Origin of the sequence: Rhodococcus sp. CH91 (assembly GCF_022554085.1) — a bacterium.
Classification (GTDB): domain Bacteria; phylum Actinomycetota; class Actinomycetes; order Mycobacteriales; family Mycobacteriaceae; genus Rhodococcus.
The window spans coordinates 442,947-459,394 of sequence record NZ_JAKFYR010000002.1; the positions used below are offsets into that span (position 1 = coordinate 442,947).

15 protein-coding genes are annotated in these 16,448 nt (G+C 68.1%); 13 read left to right on the forward strand and 2 right to left on the reverse strand.

The window, feature by feature from the left end:
• Positions 1-122: 122 nt before the first annotated feature.
• On the forward strand, positions 123-1,025 hold the full coding sequence (gene pdxS, locus MOM01_RS05730; protein WP_241384413.1) for a pyridoxal 5'-phosphate synthase lyase subunit PdxS: 903 nt from the start codon (positions 123-125) through the stop codon (positions 1,023-1,025).
• Between the two features lie 5 nt (positions 1,026-1,030).
• Here pdxS and MOM01_RS05735 read toward each other — a convergent pair whose 3' ends face one another.
• Both MOM01_RS05735 and MOM01_RS05740 read right to left on the reverse strand, forming a co-directional pair.
• Positions 1,031-2,224 (reverse strand): SpoIIE family protein phosphatase, encoded by a 1,194-nt coding sequence (locus MOM01_RS05735; protein WP_241384414.1) that lies wholly within the window; start codon positions 2,222-2,224, stop codon positions 1,031-1,033.
• The gene (locus MOM01_RS05740) at positions 2,221-3,042 is read right to left on the reverse strand and encodes an alpha/beta fold hydrolase (protein WP_241384415.1); all 822 of its coding nucleotides are present in this window, start codon (positions 3,040-3,042) and stop codon (positions 2,221-2,223) included. Before MOM01_RS05740 ends, MOM01_RS05735 begins: the two co-directional genes overlap by 4 nt.
• Positions 3,043-3,184: 142 nt before the next feature.
• On the opposite strand from MOM01_RS05740, the gene MOM01_RS05745 reads away from it, so the two are divergent.
• The 12 genes from MOM01_RS05745 (at position 3,185) to MOM01_RS05800 (ending at position 16,441) form a co-directional block, all read left to right on the forward strand.
• Positions 3,185-4,009, forward strand: a complete 825-nt coding sequence (locus MOM01_RS05745) for an acyl-CoA thioesterase (RefSeq protein WP_241384416.1) — start codon at positions 3,185-3,187, stop codon at positions 4,007-4,009.
• 61 nt (positions 4,010-4,070) lie between these two features.
• On the forward strand, positions 4,071-4,739 hold the full coding sequence (gene pdxT / locus MOM01_RS05750) for a pyridoxal 5'-phosphate synthase glutaminase subunit PdxT (RefSeq protein ID WP_241384417.1): 669 nt from the start codon (positions 4,071-4,073) through the stop codon (positions 4,737-4,739).
• A gap of 62 nt (positions 4,740-4,801) precedes the next feature.
• Positions 4,802-5,554: a YebC/PmpR family DNA-binding transcriptional regulator gene (locus MOM01_RS05755; protein WP_088898171.1), complete on the forward strand. Its 753-nt coding sequence runs from the start codon at positions 4,802-4,804 to the stop codon at positions 5,552-5,554.
• 171 nt (positions 5,555-5,725) lie between these two features.
• On the forward strand, positions 5,726-6,304 hold the full coding sequence (gene ruvC, locus MOM01_RS05760) for a crossover junction endodeoxyribonuclease RuvC (RefSeq protein WP_241384418.1): 579 nt from the start codon (positions 5,726-5,728) through the stop codon (positions 6,302-6,304).
• A complete protein-coding gene (gene ruvA / locus MOM01_RS05765) occupies positions 6,301-6,897 on the forward strand; it encodes a Holliday junction branch migration protein RuvA (RefSeq protein WP_241384419.1) in 597 nt (198 codons plus the stop codon). The genes ruvC and ruvA overlap by 4 nt, the downstream gene beginning before the upstream one ends.
• Entirely contained in the window at positions 6,894-8,135 is a 1,242-nt protein-coding gene (gene ruvB / locus MOM01_RS05770) for a Holliday junction branch migration DNA helicase RuvB (protein WP_241384420.1), read from the forward strand. The genes ruvA and ruvB overlap by 4 nt, the downstream gene beginning before the upstream one ends.
• Before the next feature lie 150 nt (positions 8,136-8,285).
• A complete protein-coding gene (gene yajC, locus MOM01_RS05775; RefSeq protein WP_241384421.1) occupies positions 8,286-8,615 on the forward strand; it encodes a preprotein translocase subunit YajC in 330 nt (109 codons plus the stop codon).
• Between the two features lie 110 nt (positions 8,616-8,725).
• A complete protein-coding gene (secD, locus tag MOM01_RS05780; protein WP_241384422.1) occupies positions 8,726-10,513 on the forward strand; it encodes a protein translocase subunit SecD in 1,788 nt (595 codons plus the stop codon).
• Positions 10,514-10,515: 2 nt separating this feature from the next.
• On the forward strand, positions 10,516-11,709 hold the full coding sequence (secF, locus tag MOM01_RS05785) for a protein translocase subunit SecF (RefSeq protein ID WP_241384423.1): 1,194 nt from the start codon (positions 10,516-10,518) through the stop codon (positions 11,707-11,709).
• Between the two features lie 3 nt (positions 11,710-11,712).
• On the forward strand, positions 11,713-13,470 hold the full coding sequence (locus MOM01_RS05790; RefSeq protein WP_241384424.1) for an ABC transporter substrate-binding protein: 1,758 nt from the start codon (positions 11,713-11,715) through the stop codon (positions 13,468-13,470).
• A complete protein-coding gene (locus MOM01_RS05795) occupies positions 13,467-14,024 on the forward strand; it encodes an adenine phosphoribosyltransferase (RefSeq protein WP_241384425.1) in 558 nt (185 codons plus the stop codon). Before MOM01_RS05790 ends, MOM01_RS05795 begins: the two co-directional genes overlap by 4 nt.
• A 104-nt stretch (positions 14,025-14,128) precedes the next feature.
• Entirely contained in the window at positions 14,129-16,441 is a 2,313-nt protein-coding gene (locus tag MOM01_RS05800) for a RelA/SpoT family protein (RefSeq protein ID WP_241384426.1), read from the forward strand.
• Positions 16,442-16,448 lie beyond the last annotated feature (7 nt).

Sequence of the window (16,448 nt, forward strand, 5' to 3'; positions counted from 1 at the left end):
AGCAGTCCAGTGGTTCTCAACTGGATATGGAACTGGCTGTTTCGTGCTTCCTATGCTGGGCGCGCCGCGGTACTCCTGTGCCCCGGTATTCCGTCGAATCGTCGCCCCGGAGGAACAGCACCATGAGCAGTCCCGTCCCCGCCCCCACCACCGGTACCGCCCGCGTCAAGCGCGGCATGGCCGAAATGCTCAAGGGCGGCGTCATCATGGACGTGGTCACCCCCGACCAGGCCAAGATCGCGGAAGACGCCGGAGCGGTTGCCGTCATGGCTCTCGAGCGGGTGCCTGCCGACATCCGTGCCCAGGGCGGAGTCTCGCGCATGAGCGATCCCGACATGATCGAGGGCATCATCGAGGCTGTCTCCATTCCCGTCATGGCCAAGGCGCGGATCGGCCACTTCGTGGAGGCTCAGATCCTGCAGTCCCTCGGCGTCGACTACATCGACGAATCCGAAGTGCTCACTCCCGCCGACTACGAGAACCACATCGACAAGTTCTCGTTCACGGTGCCCTTCGTGTGCGGCGCGACGGATCTCGGTGAAGCGCTGCGCCGCATCAACGAAGGCGCTGCGATGATCCGCTCCAAGGGCGAAGCCGGGACCGGTGACGTCTCCAACGCCACCACCCACATGCGCCGGATCCGTCAGCAGATCCGCCGGCTGACCTCCCTGCCGGAGGACGAACTGTACGTCGCGGCGAAGGAATTGCAGGCGCCCTACGATCTCGTCGTCGAGGTCGCCCGCGCCGGTAAGCTGCCCGTCACCCTCTTCACTGCCGGCGGCATCGCCACCCCTGCCGATGCCGCGATGATGATGCAGCTGGGCGCCGAGGGTGTGTTCGTCGGCTCGGGCATCTTCAAGTCGGGCGATCCGGCCCGGCGTGCGGCCGCCATCGTCAAGGCGACCACCTTCCACGACGATCCGGACGTGCTCGCCAAGATCTCCCGCGGCCTCGGCGAAGCGATGGTGGGCATCAACGTCGACGAGATCCCGCAGCCCCACCGCCTCGCCGAACGCGGCTGGTGAGCGACTCAGCCGGGCGCGCGGAGAGCGAGCAGGGCGACATCGTCCTGCACACCCGAACCGAGGGCATCGAGCACCGCCCGCACGGCACCGACCGCCTCGCCGGGGCTCGTCGGGCTCGCGGTGCGCAGGTGCTCGAGCAGTCGCTCTTCGCCGAACCGTTCGTGTTCGTCGCCGGAGACGACAGCCTCGGTCACACCGTCGGTGTACAGCAGCAGCGTGTCGCCGGGAGCGAGGACGACGGTGTGCTCGGCGAGTCGCGGGGCACGCAGCATCCCGATCAGTTGCCCTCCGACGGTGGGGAGGTAGCCGGTGCTGCCGTCGGAGCGCACGAGGATCGGTGGAGGATGCCCACCCGACGCGAAGCGGACCTCGACGTTCCCGGAGGCGAGGTCGGGTGTGACCGTACCGAAGACGAGCGTGCAGAAGGGTGCTCGCGCGTCGCTGTTGCTCTCGTCGAGCAGAGCGGTGTTGAGCGTCGTGAGCACGGCGGCAGGATCGGGATCGTAGATCGCCGCGGCGCGCAGGGTATACCGGACGAGAGAGGTCACGGCCGCGGCGCGGGCGCCCTTGCCGCATACGTCGCCGAGGAACAGTCCCCAGGTTCCGGCCCGCGCCGGGAACAGGTCGTAGAAATCGCCACCGACCTCGTCGGTCGACGCGATGTGGTAGTAGGCGTCGACCTCGAGGCCGGGCACCCGGGGCAGGGCCGGGGGAAGAAGCGTCGCTTGCAGTGTGGCGTTTATCCGCCGGAGTCGTTCGCGTTCGCGTTCGGCCTCCCTCCGGGCGCGCAGCAACTCCGTCTCGTAGGACCGCCGCTCACGCGCGTCGAACAACATGGTGCGGACGAGCAGCGGCCGGCCCTCCGGATCGGACTCCACCGTCGAGGCGATCAGGACCGGCAGGCGGGTCCGATCGCTGCGCGCGAGTTCCAGTGCTATTCCGTTGATCTCACGCTTCAGAAGGAGGATCGGAGCGTAGTGGGTCTCGTGGTAGAGACGTCCGCCCACGGTGAGCAGATCCGAGAAGTACCGCTCGCCGACGACTTCCTCCCTCGTGTATCCGAGCCAGTGCAGCAGTGTCCGGTTGACATCGACGATCCGGCCGTCGGGAAGTGTCGTCAGGAAACCGCACGGCGCGTTCTCGTAGAGCGTGTCGCCGTGCTCGGGCCAGGAGTCGAGGGGTCGATCCGTCGTCGTCACCCGATCCTTCGTGCGAACGCCGCGATCGCGGCAGCGGTTTCGTCCGGTGCGCTGAGCTGGGGGCAGTGGCCCGTCGCGTTCAGGGTCACCAGTTCGCTGCCGGGGATCTGCTCGTGAACGAACGCACCTACCTCCCGAGGAGCGATCGCATCGTGCGCGCACTGGACGACGAGGCTGGGTACCGGAACGGCGGCCAGATCGGCGCGGTTGTCCGACAGGAAGGTAACCCGGGCGAAGATCCGGGCCACTTCGGGGTCCGTCCGGCAGAAGATCTCGGTGAGCTCGTCGCCGAGTTCGGGACGGTCCGGATTGCCCATGATGACCGGGGCCATGGCCCCGGTCCAGCCCAGATAGTTCGCTTCGAGGGATTCGAGCAGTTCGTCGATGTCCGCGGCACTGAAGCCGCCCCGATAGCCGGTCGCGGGATCGTCGACGAAGCACGGGGACGGCACGAGCAGGACGAGCGCGGAGAAGGCATCCGGGGCTGCGGCGGAAGCAAGGGCGCCGATCGTCGCGCTGACCGAATGACCCACGAAGACGACCGGACCGAGGTCCAGCCCCCGGCATACGTCGACGACATCCTCGGCGTAACTCTCCATACGCGAATACCGCTCGGGATCCCACGCTCTCGGGTCCGAACGCCCCGAGCCGACATGGTCGAACCGGACGATCGTGAACTCCGGTTCGAGAAGCGGCGCGACGAGGTGCCACAGGTGCTGATCACAACCGAATCCGTGGGCGAGGACCAGCGCCGGACCCTCGCGGTTGCCGGTGATCGTCACATGATTCCTGCTCACCACGTCGATGAGTTGTCGCATCGTGCCCCCTCCGTTCTCCAGAGAGTGTCACATTCGCTACGTGATAGCGATCCCCGTCCTCCCACGACTCGACGGGGACCGAGCGTGCACTGCTCGTCCGGGCGGCTAGCCTTCTTCCGTACGGTGCACAGAAGGAGTTCCCATGGCGAAGATCGAGCAGATCCTGGCGCTCGAACAGATCGAGAACGACATCTTCCGAGGCATAGCGACCGAGACGCTGCTACCTCGGACGTTCGGCGGTCAGGTTGCGGCGCAGGCGCTCGTCTCGGCCGTGCGGACCGTCGACCCCGCCTTCGGTGTGCACTCGCTGCACGGCTACTTCCTGCGCCCGGGAAACCCCACGATGCAGATCGTCTACCTCGTCGACCGGATCCGCGACGGGCGCTCCTTCTGCACCCGGCGCGTGACCGCCGTCCAGGACGGCAAGCCGATCTTCACCATGTCGGCCTCCTTCCATGTGCGCGACGAGGGCATCGAACACCAGGACACGATGCCCCGGGTGCCGGATCCGGAATCTCTCCCGGATCCCGAGAGCGTGATCGACGACGCCACCCTGTCGTGGGCCAAACGGGAATGGGCCGAATGGGATTTCCGGTTCGTCCCTCGCGATCTGATGGATGCCTCCCGTCGCATGGCGGCGCAGCAACAGGTGTGGTTCCGTTCGCGCGAGGCACTGCCCGCCGACCCGGTCTTCCACGTCTGCACGCTCGCGTACATGAGCGACATGACCTTGCTCGGCTCGGCGAGCGTCGGTCACCACGACGAGCGGACTCAGGGTGCCTCGCTGGACCACGCGATGTGGTTCCTGCGACCGTTCCGTGCCGACGACTGGCTGCTCTACGACCAGACGTCGCCCTCCGCCGGGCTGGGGCGGGCACTCACCCAGGGGCGGATCTTCGACCGCAACGGCAACATGGTCGCCGCGGTGGTGCAGGAAGGTCTCACGCGTTATCTGCGCGATTCCTGATCGCGACGGTCCGTCGCGGCATCCTGCGCACCGGCGACCCCGAACGGACAGGCAGGCGAGCGTGACGAATTCTTCACCCGTGATCGGTGTTCTGGCACTGCAGGGCGACGTGCGCGAACACCGCGCCGCACTCGAGGCCGCGGGCGCACGGACGATCGCCGTCCGCCGCGAACGCGAACTCGACGAGGTGGACGGCATCGTCCTGCCGGGCGGCGAGTCCACCACCGTCGGCCGTCTGCTTCGGGTCTTCGATCTGCTCGACCCGCTGAGGACGCGGTTGGAGGAGGGGCTTCCCGCCTACGGATCGTGCGCCGGGATGATCCTCCTCGCCTCCCGTGTCCTCGACACGACCGCTGACGCCGAGCACCTCGGCGCGCTGGATATCGTCGTGCGGCGCAACGCCTTCGGCAGGCAGGTCGACTCGTTCGAGACCGATCTGCCCATGGCCGGACTCGACGGTGGTCCGGTCCGCGCCGTGTTCATCCGCGCGCCCTGGGTGGAGACCACCGGGCCCGACGTCGAGGTCCTCGCCAGGGTGCCCGACGGACCGGCGGCGGGTCGCGCGGTAGCGGTGCGCCAGGGCGCCGTGATCGCGACCTCCTTCCACCCCGAGATCACGGGCGACGACCGTGTACACCGGCTGTTCGTGGAGACCGTGCGCTCGACGGCCGGACGGTCTCGGCCCCGGGTCCCCGCCGGCCGTGCGGTAGCACACAGCCGCGACGGGTAGAATCGACTCTCCGACCTGTCGGTTGACGCCGACCACACTTCGCCGGAAGGGGCTCGAAGCGAATGAGCGGCCACTCCAAATGGGCCACCACCAAGCACAAGAAGGCGGTCATCGACGCCAAGCGCGGCAAGATGTTCGCGAAGCTCATCAAGAACATCGAGGTGGCGGCCCGGACCGGCGGTGGCGACCCGGCGGGTAACCCGACCCTGTTCGACGCCATCCAGAAGGCGAAGAAGAGCTCGGTTCCGAACGACAACATCGAGCGTGCGCGCAAGCGTGGTGCCGGTGAGGAAGCCGGCGGCGCCGACTGGCAGAACATCACCTACGAGGGCTACGGCCCCAACGGTGTCGCACTGCTCATCGAGTGCCTGACCGACAATCGCAACCGCGCCGCCGGTGAGGTCCGGACCGCCATGACCCGCAACGGGGGCAACATGGCCGATCCCGGATCGGTCGCCTACCTGTTCACCCGCAAGGGTGTGGTGGTGCTCGAGAAGAACGGCCGGAGCGAGGACGAGATCCTCGAGGTCGTCCTCGAAGCCGGCGCCGAGGAGATCAACGATCTCGGCGATTCCTTCGAGATCGTCTCCGAGGCGAGCGACCTGATCGCCGTGCGTACGGCTCTCGTCGACGCCGGCATCGACTACGACTCCGCCGATCCGGATTTCCGGGCCTCGGTCGAGGTGCCCGTCGACGCCGAGGGCGCGCGCAAGGTCATGAAACTGGTCGACGCGCTCGAGGATTGCGACGACGTGCAGAACGTCTACACGAACGTCGACATCTCCGACGACGTGCTCGCAGAACTCGACGCCTGAGCGACGCTCGCGTCGCACTCGTCCGCAGCGGCCGGGGTCGCGTGTCGGTCTCCCGGCACCCGACCCCGGCCGCTATGCTCTCGAACAGGCGTTCGCAATCGTGCGGAGCGGGTCGGGATTCGTCGAGAGGCGTCGGAACCGGCCGTATTCGGGTGTCGAGAGGTGAGTCGGGTGCGCGTGATGGGTGTCGACCCCGGTCTGACCCGCTGCGGCCTCGGAATGGTCGACACCGGACGCGGACGCGACGTGATCCCCGTCGCCGTCGGTGTCATCCGCACCTCACCCGACCTCGATTTGCAGCACCGGTTGCTGAAGGTGTCCGACTCCGTCGAGGAATGGATGGACCGCTACAAGCCCGACGTCGTCGCGATCGAGCGCGTGTTCTCCCAGCACAACGTGCGTAGTGCGATGAGCACCGCGCAGGCCGGTGGCGTCGTCGCCCTGGCCGCGGCACGCCGCGCGATCCCGGTCATGTTCCACACACCGAGCGAGGTGAAGGCGGCGGTCACCGGCAGCGGCACGGCCGACAAGAAGCAGGTGACCACGATGATCACCCGCATCCTCAAGCTCGATTCCGCGCCGAAGCCCGCCGATGCCGCCGACGCACTCGCGTTGGCCGTCGCACACTGCTGGCGCGCTCCGCTGCTCGCCAGACTCGCGGCCGCCGAAGCTGCGGCCGCCCAGCAGAAGAAACGCTACGAGGAGCGGCTGCGCGAACAGTCGGCCGCACGGAAGGCAGGTAGCCGGTGATCGCCTCGGTACACGGCGAGGTTCTCGACATAGCCCTCGACCACGTGGTGATCGAGGCGGGTGGGATCGGCTATCGGATCAATGCCACGCCCGCGACGCTCGCGGCGCTCCGGCGTGGAGAACAGGCGCGCCTCGCCACCTCGATGATCGTCCGCGAGGACTCCATGACGCTCTACGGCTTCGCCGACTCGGAGGCACGCGAGCTGTTCGGGTTGCTGCAGACGGTCAGCGGGGTCGGTCCCCGGCTCGCCATGGCGACGCTCGCCGTGCTCGAACCCGACGCCCTGCGTGCGGCTCTGGCGGACGGCAACACCGCAGCCCTCACCCGCGTGCCGGGCATCGGCAAACGCGGCGCCGAACGCATGATCGTCGAACTGCGCGACAAGGTCGCGGCGTTCGGCGCGACCGGGTCGGCTCCCGTCGCGGCCGCGGGTTCACCGCTGCGCGATCAGATCGTGGAGGCGCTGGTGGGTCTCGGGTTCACCCCGCGTCAGGCAGAGCCTGCCGCCGATACCGTCCTCACCGAGGATCCGGCCGCCGATGTCTCCACCGCGCTGCGGTCCGCTCTGAAGCTGCTGGGTAGGGCGCGGTGACCGACGAGTACCGCGAGTTCGACGCGGCGGCGCGCGACCGCGAGCGGTCCGGTGCGACCGACCGCGAGTGGTCCGATGCGGCCGACCGCGAGCGGTCCGGTGCGACCGACCGCGAGCAGTCGCCGGTGACGGCCGAGCACATCCCTTCCGACAGCGAGATCGAGACGAGCCTGCGGCCGACGAATCTCGACGATTTCATCGGGCAGCCCCGCGTCCGTGAACAACTGCAGCTCGTTCTGCGGGGAGCGAAGTTTCGCGGTGGGACCCCCGATCACATCCTGTTGTCCGGGCCTCCCGGGCTGGGCAAGACCTCGATGGCGATGATCATCGCCGCCGAACTCGGAACATCGCTGAGGCTGACCTCGGGGCCCGCGCTCGAGCGCGCCGGCGACCTCGCCGCGATGCTGTCCAATCTGACCGAGGGCGACGTGTTGTTCATCGACGAGATCCACCGGATCGCCCGGCCGGCCGAAGAGATGCTGTATCTCGCGATGGAGGACTTCCGGGTCGACGTCGTGGTGGGCAAGGGACCGGGTGCCACGTCGATTCCGCTCGAGGTCGCACCTTTCACGCTCGTCGGCGCGACCACCCGTTCCGGTGCCCTCACCGGCCCCCTGCGCGACCGGTTCGGCTTCACGGCGCACATGGACTTCTACGATCCGCCGGAACTGCAGCGGATCCTGCAGCGATCCGCGTCCATCCTCGGTATCGACCTGCGCGACGACGCCGCAGCGGAGATCGCGGGACGCTCTCGCGGCACTCCGCGCATCGCCAACCGGTTGTTGCGACGGGTTCGCGATTACGCTGACGTCCGTGCGGACGGCATCGTGACCCGACCCGTCGCGCAGGCCGCACTCGAGGTGTACGACGTCGACCCGATCGGACTCGATCGCCTCGACCGCGCCGTCCTTGGTGCACTCGTGCGCAGTTTCGGTGGGGGACCGGTCGGTGTCTCGACCCTGGCCGTGGCGGTGGGGGAGGAACCCGCCACCGTCGAAGAGGTGTGCGAGCCCTTCCTCGTCCGTGCGGGCATGATCGCCCGGACGCCGCGGGGACGTGTCGCCACGCAGGCCGCCTGGCTTCAGCTCGGGCTCACGCCTCCGCCGGAGGCTGCCTCGGGCGGTATCGAGGTGCGGGCGCGTGAACCGCAGCTCGAACTCTTCGACGAGGGCGGCGAGGGGTCCGGCCCGGACGGTAGCGAGGGGTCCGGCCCGGACGGTCCGAACGCGGGGCGGTAGGACGCGCGGCCCGCGAATGGCACACTGGTCTATTGCGTCGGTCCGTGGAGACCGATCCCGATGTCGTGGTGTCGTGTACGTCACTACGACGCGCCGGTGCCGCTAGCGTCACCGCGACCTACAGATGACGACCGAGGACTGACTTCAACGATGGAACTGCTCTTCCCTCTCCTGATCCTGGCCCTGCTCATCCCGACCTTCCTCGGCGTGCGGCGTCAGAAGAAGGAGATGCAGAAGGTCTCGGAGCTGCAGGACTCCCTGCGCATCGGCGACCGCGTGATGACCACCGCGGGCCTGCACGCCACGGTTGCCGCCCTCGCCGACGACACCGTCGACCTCGAGATCGCTCCCGGTGTCGTGACCACCTGGTCGCGGCTGGTGATCCGGGAACGCGTCGAGCCGGTGGCCCCGCAGCAGCCGGATCTGCTGCGTAAGGACGACGATGCGACCCCGCCGGAGGGACGTCCGACCGAGTACTGACAGTCGATCCGCCGCTCACGGTTTCGGAACCGGACCTTCCCGGGCCGGAACCGGGTGCCGCGCGACTGCAACCGACCACCACTCACTCGCATCGAGGAGACTGACAGACCGTGGCACCTTCCAACGGATCGGTGCATCCCGTGCGCGCGCTCGCCCTGTTCGGGGTGATACTCGCCGCGTTGTATGCACTGGTCTTCTTCACCGGGGACAAGTCGCCCACCCCGAAACTGGGCATCGATCTGCAGGGCGGCACCCGCGTCACCCTCACCGCGCGTACCCCCGACGGGGCGAGCCCGAGTCCGGACAGCCTCCGCCAGGCCCAGCAGATCATCGAGACCCGCGTCAACGGTCTCGGCGTCTCGGGTTCGGAGGTGATCATCGACGGCGACAACCTCGTGATCACGGTGCCGGGTGAGGACAGTGCTCAGGCCAGGACGCTGGGCCAGACGGCCCGGCTGTACATCCGGCCGGTGATCGGCGGGCCGATCGACGCCTCCCTCACCGCCGAGGATCTCGCGGAACAGTCCGGCGCCGGTGCACCCGACGCCGGTCTGCCGACGGAACCCGCGCCCGCCGAAACTGCACCTGCGGAGCCCGCTCCGGCCGAGACGGCCCCACCGGCGGACGCTCCCGAACCGCAGGGACGTCCGTTCCCGGCGCAGGACCCCACCACGCCGGGCGACGAGGTTCCGGCACCTGCAGAGACCACCGAGGCACCCGCAGAGCCCACTACCGAGGAGCCGCAGAGCCCGGCACCCGAGAACGATGTGTCCCTCACTCCGCAGGAGCAGGCGGCCGCGGACATCGCGGCGGCCAAGGCGAGCCGCCAGAGTGAAGATCCCGCCGTCCAGCAGGCCGCGGCGCTCGCCCTCGACTGCTCCGCGGCGGATCCGCTCGCGGGTAACGACGACCCGGCACTTCCACTGGTCGCGTGCTCGACGGACGGCACGGCGATCTACCTCCTCGGGCCGAGCATCATCGACGGTCAGCAGATCGAGGACGCCACCTCCGGTTTCAATCAGCAGCAGTCGCGCTACGAGGTCAGCCTGACGTTCGACACCGAGGGCAGCAACACGTGGGCGCAGTACACCGCCGCGAACATCGGCCAGCAGGCGGCCTTCGTGCTCGATTCGAAGGTCGTGAGCGCGCCCGTCATCCAGGGGGCGACCCCGGCCGGTAGCGCCACCTCGATCACCGGACAGTTCACGAACACCCAGGCCGCCGAACTTGCGAACACCCTCAAGTACGGCTCGCTGCCCTTGTCGTTCGTGGCGTCCGAAGCCGAGACCGTGTCCGCGACGCTGGGCCTGGCCTCTCTCGAAGCCGGCCTGATCGCCGGCGCCGTCGGTCTGGTCCTGGTCCTGCTGTTCTGCCTGGTGTACTACCGGATGCTCGGCATACTGACCGCGTTGTCGCTCGTATTGTCGGGACTGGCCGTCTACGCGGTGATGGTGCTGCTCGGCCGATACATCGGGTTCACCCTCGATCTGGCCGGCGTCGCCGGTCTCATCATCGGTATCGGCATGACCGCCGACTCGTTCGTGGTGTTCTTCGAGCGCATCAAGGACGAGATCCGGGAGGGACGGAGTTTCCGCTCCGCGGTGCCGCGTGGCTGGGCACGTGCCCGCCGGACGATCCTCTCCGGTAACGCGGTCAGCTTCATCGCTGCCGCGGTGCTCTACGTCCTCGCGGTCGGCCAGGTCCGTGGCTTCGCGTTCACCCTGGGCCTGACCACGATTCTCGACGTCGTCGTCGTCTTCCTCGTGACCTGGCCCCTCGTGTTCCTGGCCTCGAAGTCGAAGTTCTGGTCCAAGCCGAACGTGAACGGTCTGGCCGCAATCCAGCATGTGGCGGACGAGCGGCGTCTCGCTGCTGCGACAGCTGCGAAGGAGGCGTGACGATGAGCGACACGACCACGACGGCGGCACCGGCCGCACCCCGGCACGGGAGACTGTCCGGCCTCTACACCGGAACCGGGGCGTTCGAGATCGTCGGCCGGCGCAAGCGGTGGTACATCGTCACCGGGGTGATCGTGCTGATCGCACTGCTCAGCATGCTGCTCCGGGGATTCAGCTGGGGTATCGACTTCGAGGGTGGCACCCGCATCCAGATGCCGGTCGTCGCCGGTGTCACCGTCGACGAGGTCGAGACGGTCTTCAGCGACACCGTCGGCTTCGAGCCCGAAGCGGTGCAGACCGTCGGCGCCGGCGACGGCGCCACGGTCCAGATCCGCTCGGAAACCCTGGATCAGGGGCAGGTCGACGCGGTCCAGACCGCATTGTTCGAGGAGTTCCAGCCCACCGGAGCCGACGGCGAACCGTCCCGCAACGCGATCAGCGTCGCGGACGTCAGTGAGACCTGGGGAAGCCAGATCACGAACAAGGCGCTGATCGCGCTCGTGGTCTTCCTCGTGATCGTCAGCATCTACATCGCCGTGCGGTACCAGCGGAACATGGCGATCGCGGCGATCGCAGCACTGTTCTTCGACATCATCGTCACCGCAGGCGTCTACTCGCTGGTCGGCTTCGAGGTCACCCCTGCGACGGTGATCGGTCTGCTCACCATCCTCGGTTTCTCGCTGTACGACACGGTCGTGGTCTTCGACAAGGTCGAGGAGAACACCCGGGGCATTCTGCACCTGCACCGGCGCACCTACGCCGAGCAGGCGAATCTCGCTGTCAACCAGACGCTCATGCGCTCGATCAACACCACGATCATCTCCGTGCTGCCGGTGCTCGCGCTCATGGTCGTCGCCGTCTGGCTGCTGGGTGTGGGAACGCTCAAGGATCTTGCGCTCGTCCAGTTGGTCGGCATCATCGTGGGCGCTTTCTCCTCGATCTTCTTCGCGACCCCACTGCTCGTCACTCTCGAGGAGTGGCGGGGCCCGGTCGCGAAGCACACCCGCAAAGTGCTCGCGAAGCGGGAGGAGGCCGCTTCCCGCGCGGCACGCGGCGGCACCGACACGGATGCACGCGAGGGCCGGGAAGCTCGGCCGGTCGAGGCCGCGGGTGTCCTGCCCGATCGGGCGGCGATCCGCCGGGGTCCGGCGCCGGGGGCACGACCGACCGGAAAGCGCGCCAAGAGAAGGTCCTGACATATGGCTCTGACGCAGCGGAACGCCTCGACGACAAGGCCGGCGCGCAGGCGCCGCGGCACGATCCTCACGTGTGGGGTCGTGGCCGCGGCGGTTGCGCTGTCGACCGTGGCATGTGCGAGCACCGAGGAAGAACCCCTGCACTCGATCGGGTACGCGATCGACGACGCGGTGACGACCTACAACGCGAACACCGTCGACGGCGCCGCGTCCGGGGCGCGTCAGGCCCTCGTCCGGGTGCTGCCCGGTTTCGGTTACGTCGCCCCGTCCGGCCGGGTGGTGGCGGATACCGACATCGGCACGGCGACGGCGGTGCCGGGTGAGACACTCGCCGTGCAGTACCGGCTGTCCCCGGACTCGGTCTACTCGGACGGTGTCCCCATGTCGTGCGACGACCTCGTCCTGACCTGGGCGGCATCGAGTGGCCGGTTCACCGCCCCGGACGAGTCCGGTGAGCAGGTTCCTCTCTTCGACGCAGCCCGCCGGGGCGCGTACGCCGACATCGAGCGGGTGGACTGCCAACCGGGGTCGAAGGAGGCGACCGTCGTGTTCCGCCCCGGGCGGAACGACACGGACTGGCGGTCGCTGTTCGGTGCCACCGAGCTGATGCCCGCTCACGTGGCGGCGCAGCGCTCGGGCGTGTCCGATCTCGTCGGTGCGATCAACGCGAACGACACCGAGGCCGTCCGCCGCATCGCGGAGTTCTGGAACACCGGATGGTCGCTGACACCGGGCGAGTTCGATCCCGCGCTCTTTCCCTCGGCGGGTCCGTACCGCATCGAGTCCTACACCGTCGAGGACGGTCTGACACTCGTCGCGAACGAAAGGTGGTGGGGGAACGCACCGGCCACCGACCGGATCGTCGTGTGGCCTCGCGGTACCGACGCCTCCACAGCCGCCGGGGACGGTCGCATCCACGTCGTCGACGTCGGTGCCGGCTCGCTGGGACACGGCCTGGATCTCGGTGATGGCGCCGCTACGGAGACCGTGGTGTCGCGCAATCTCGAACAGCTCGTCCTCGCCACCGGCGGAGTCTTCGAGAATCCTGCGGCTCGGCGTGCACTCGCCTCCTGCGTACCGCGGGCACAGCTGTTCGACGAGCTCGGCGCTGCCGACGAGTCGAGCGGAGTCACCGGACCGATCTCGTCGCGCTTGCTCGCACCCGATTCGCCGCTGTACCCGCAGACGGCCGGGGCGGCCGAGCGGTACGCGACCGCCGATGTCGAGGCGGCACGTACCGAACGGGAGGCATCCGGACAGGACCGGATGGAGGTACGGGTCGGCTACCTCGCTCCCGACGACCGGCGTGCGCGCACCGTCGCCCTGATCGCGGAGTCCTGCCGCGCAGCCGGGATCGAGGTGGTCGATGCCGGTTCGGACACCTTCGTCCCGTCCCGTCTGGGCACGGGCGAGGTCGACGCGATCCTGGTCGGCACCGCCGGGGCGACGGGGGCCGGGGGAACGGCGGCAATGGAGAACGCTCGAGGCGCTCTGCACTCCGGTGCGGGAAGCAATGTCGGTGGCTACCGCAACGGCCGGGTGGACGAGCTGCTCGACGGACTGCTCGTCGCGCGTGAGGACGCTGCGGTAGCGGGACTGGTAGCCGAGGCCGAGCGGATCTTGTGGGACGAGGTGCCCACCCTGCCCTTGTTCGCGCAGCCGCGCACCATCGGATTCGCGGACGGAATGTACGCCGGGGTGCCGAACCCCACCCTGGCGGGTTCGGGCTGGAACATGGATCGGTGGATACTCAGAGGATGAACGTTCAACGAATCGGCGAACCGCGGCTCGTCGAGGAAGCTGCCCTCGCCGTGACCGAACACACCCGCTGGGTGGACGACTTCCCCGCCGCGGGTGTTCGGTTCGCCGATCTGACGCCGGTGTTCGCCGACGGTCCGTCCTTCGCGGCGATCATCGAGGCGCTGGCCTCCGCGGCTCCCGACGCCGAACTCGTCGCGGGGATCGATGCGCGGGGTTTCCTCCTGGGAGGTGGTATCGCTCGCAGCCTCGGCGTGGGTGTTCTCGCCGTCCGGAAGGCCGGCAAGCTTCCGCCGCCCGTACAGACCTGCGAATACAGTCTCGAATACGGCACCGCGTCGATCGAGATCCCGGGCGACTGGATGGCCCTGCGCGGCCGGAAAGTGCTCGTGGTGGACGATGTTCTCGCGACCGGCGGAACGCTCTCGGCAACCGTCGAACTGCTCGAACGAGCCGGCGCCGAGGTGATCGGAATCGCCGTCGTCACCGAGATCGAAGCTCTGGGCGGACGGTCGCGGCTGCAGAAGTACCCGCTCACGTCGCTCGTGCGGATCTGAGAGTTAGAGTTGCCTCAGGTGCCGGTGAATCCGCCGGGCCGGAACGGTCCGGACATGCGCATCGGTGACGAGCCGGGTTCGCAGCCGCGACGGGAGGTGGAGGCATGACCCAGAATCTCGATCGGTCCCACAACTCCGGTCAGAATCCGTCGTCGACCCCGGCGTCGACCTCCGCGTCGAGGCGGGTGCGCGCACGCCTGGCGCGTCGCATCACCGGTCAGCGCGGCACCAGCCTCAAGCCGGTGCTCGAGCCTCTGGTCACCATCCATCGGGAGTTGTATCCGAAGGCCGACCTGTCGCAGCTCCAGCGAGCCTACGACGTGGCCGAGGAACGCCACGCGAGTCAGAAGCGCAAGTCCGGCGACCCCTACATCACGCATCCGCTGGCGGTCGCCACCATCCTGGCCGAGCTGGGGATGGACACCACGACCCTCGTCGCCGCCTTGCTGCACGACACCGTGGAGGACACCGGCTACTCGCTCGAGCAGCTCACCGCCGAATTCGGTGAAGAGGTCGCGCATCTGGTCGACGGTGTCACCAAACTCGACAAGGTGGTGCTCGGGTCGGCCGCCGAGGGCGAGACCATCCGCAAGATGATCATCGCGATGGCGCGCGACCCGCGGGTGCTCGTCATCAAGGTCGCCGACCGGCTCCACAACATGCGGACCATGCGCTTCCTGCCACCCGAGAAGCAGGCCCGGAAGGCACGAGAGACCCTCGAGGTGATCGCTCCGCTGGCCCATCGTCTCGGCATGGCGACGGTCAAGTGGGAACTCGAGGACCTGGCGTTCGCGATTCTCCACCCGAAGAAGTACGAGGAGATCGTCCGGCTCGTCGCGACGCGCGCCCCCTCCCGGGACACCTACCTGGCCACTGTCCGGGACGAGATCGGACGGACCCTCGCGGCGTCGCGCATCGATGCGGTCGTCGAAGGACGGCCCAAGCACTACTGGTCGATCTACCAGAAGATGATCGTCAAGGGCCGCGACTTCGACGACATCCACGACCTCGTCGGAGTGCGGATCCTGTGCAACGAGATCCGCGACTGCTATGCCGCCGTCGGCGTCGTGCACTCGCTGTGGCAGCCGATGGCCGGACGTTTCAAGGACTACATCGCGCAGCCTCGTTACGGGGTCTACCAGTCGCTCCACACCACCGTCATCGGCCCCGAGGGCAAGCCTCTCGAGGTGCAGATCCGCACGCACGAGATGCACCGCACCGCCGAGTTCGGTATCGCCGCGCACTGGCGCTACAAGGAGACGAAGGGGCGCCATTCGGGCGACGTCGCCGAACTCGACGACATGGCGTGGATGCGGCAACTGCTCGACTGGCAGCGGGAAGCGGCCGATCCCGGTGAGTTCCTCGAATCCCTCCGCTACGACCTCGCGGTCAAGGAGATCTTCGTCTTCACGCCGAAGGGTGATGTCGTCACGCTGCCTTCGGGCTCGACCCCCGTCGACTTCGCCTATGCGGTGCACACGGAGGTCGGCCATCGGTGCATCGGCGCACGGGTGAACGGACGACTGGTCGCGCTCGAACGCAAGCTCGAGAACGGCGAGGTGGTGGAGGTGTTCACCTCCAAGGACCCCAACGCCGGCCCGAGCCGCGACTGGCAGTCCTTCGTCGTCTCGCCCCGCGCCAAGGCCAAGATCCGGCAGTGGTTCGCCAAGGAGCGCCGCGAGGAGGCCCTCGAGTCGGGTAAGGATGCCATCGCGAAGGAGGTCCGCCGTGTAGGCCTTCCTCTCCAGCGTCTGATGAACGCCGACCTGATGGTCGCGGTGGCCAAGGAACTGCGCTACACCGACGTCTCGGCGTTGTACACCGCGGTCGGGGAACATCACGTCTCCGCCCATCACGTCGTGCAACGACTCGTCGCTCTGCTCGGAGGCGTCGGCGGTGTCGAGGAGGAACTGGCCGAGCGGTCCACCCCGTCGACGATCCCGACCCGTTCGAGGAACAGCGGCGATTCCGGTGTGCTCGTGCCGGGTGCTCCGGGCACCGTCTCGAAGCTCGCGAAGTGCTGCACGCCCGTTCCGGGCGACGAGATCATGGGTTTCGTGACCCGCACCGGCGCGGTGAGCGTGCACCGCACCGACTGTACGAATGCCGGCTCCCTGCGCGAGCAGTCCGAGCGGATCATCGAGGTGCAGTGGGCGCCGTCCCCCTCCTCGGTGTTCCTCGTCGCGATCCAGATCGAAGCGCTCGACCGGCATCGGCTACTGTCGGACGTGACGAAGGCGCTTGCCGACGAGAAGGTCAACATCCTCTCGGCCTCGGTGACGACCACCGGTGACCGGGTCGCGGTGAGCCGGTTCACTTTCGAGATGGGCGACCCGAAGCATCTCGGTCACGTCCTCAACGTCGTCCGCAACGTGGAAGGCGTCTACGACGTGTACCGCGTGACCTCGGCTGCCTGAGGGGTCA

Coding starts and splice junctions, on each gene's coding strand:
- MOM01_RS05755 (WP_088898171.1), top strand. CDS start 4,802: ATGAGCGGCCACTCCAAATGGGCCACCACCAAGCACAAGAAGGCGGTC.
- yajC (WP_241384421.1), top strand. CDS start 8,286: ATGGAACTGCTCTTCCCTCTCCTGATCCTGGCCCTGCTCATCCCGACC.
- secF (WP_241384423.1), top strand. CDS start 10,516: ATGAGCGACACGACCACGACGGCGGCACCGGCCGCACCCCGGCACGGG.
- MOM01_RS05740 (WP_241384415.1), bottom strand. CDS start 3,042: ATGCGACAACTCATCGACGTGGTGAGCAGGAATCATGTGACGATCACC.
- MOM01_RS05800 (WP_241384426.1), top strand. CDS start 14,129: ATGACCCAGAATCTCGATCGGTCCCACAACTCCGGTCAGAATCCGTCG.
- pdxS (WP_241384413.1), top strand. CDS start 123: ATGAGCAGTCCCGTCCCCGCCCCCACCACCGGTACCGCCCGCGTCAAG.
- MOM01_RS05790 (WP_241384424.1), top strand. CDS start 11,713: ATGGCTCTGACGCAGCGGAACGCCTCGACGACAAGGCCGGCGCGCAGG.
- MOM01_RS05745 (WP_241384416.1), top strand. CDS start 3,185: ATGGCGAAGATCGAGCAGATCCTGGCGCTCGAACAGATCGAGAACGAC.
- MOM01_RS05795 (WP_241384425.1), top strand. CDS start 13,467: ATGAACGTTCAACGAATCGGCGAACCGCGGCTCGTCGAGGAAGCTGCC.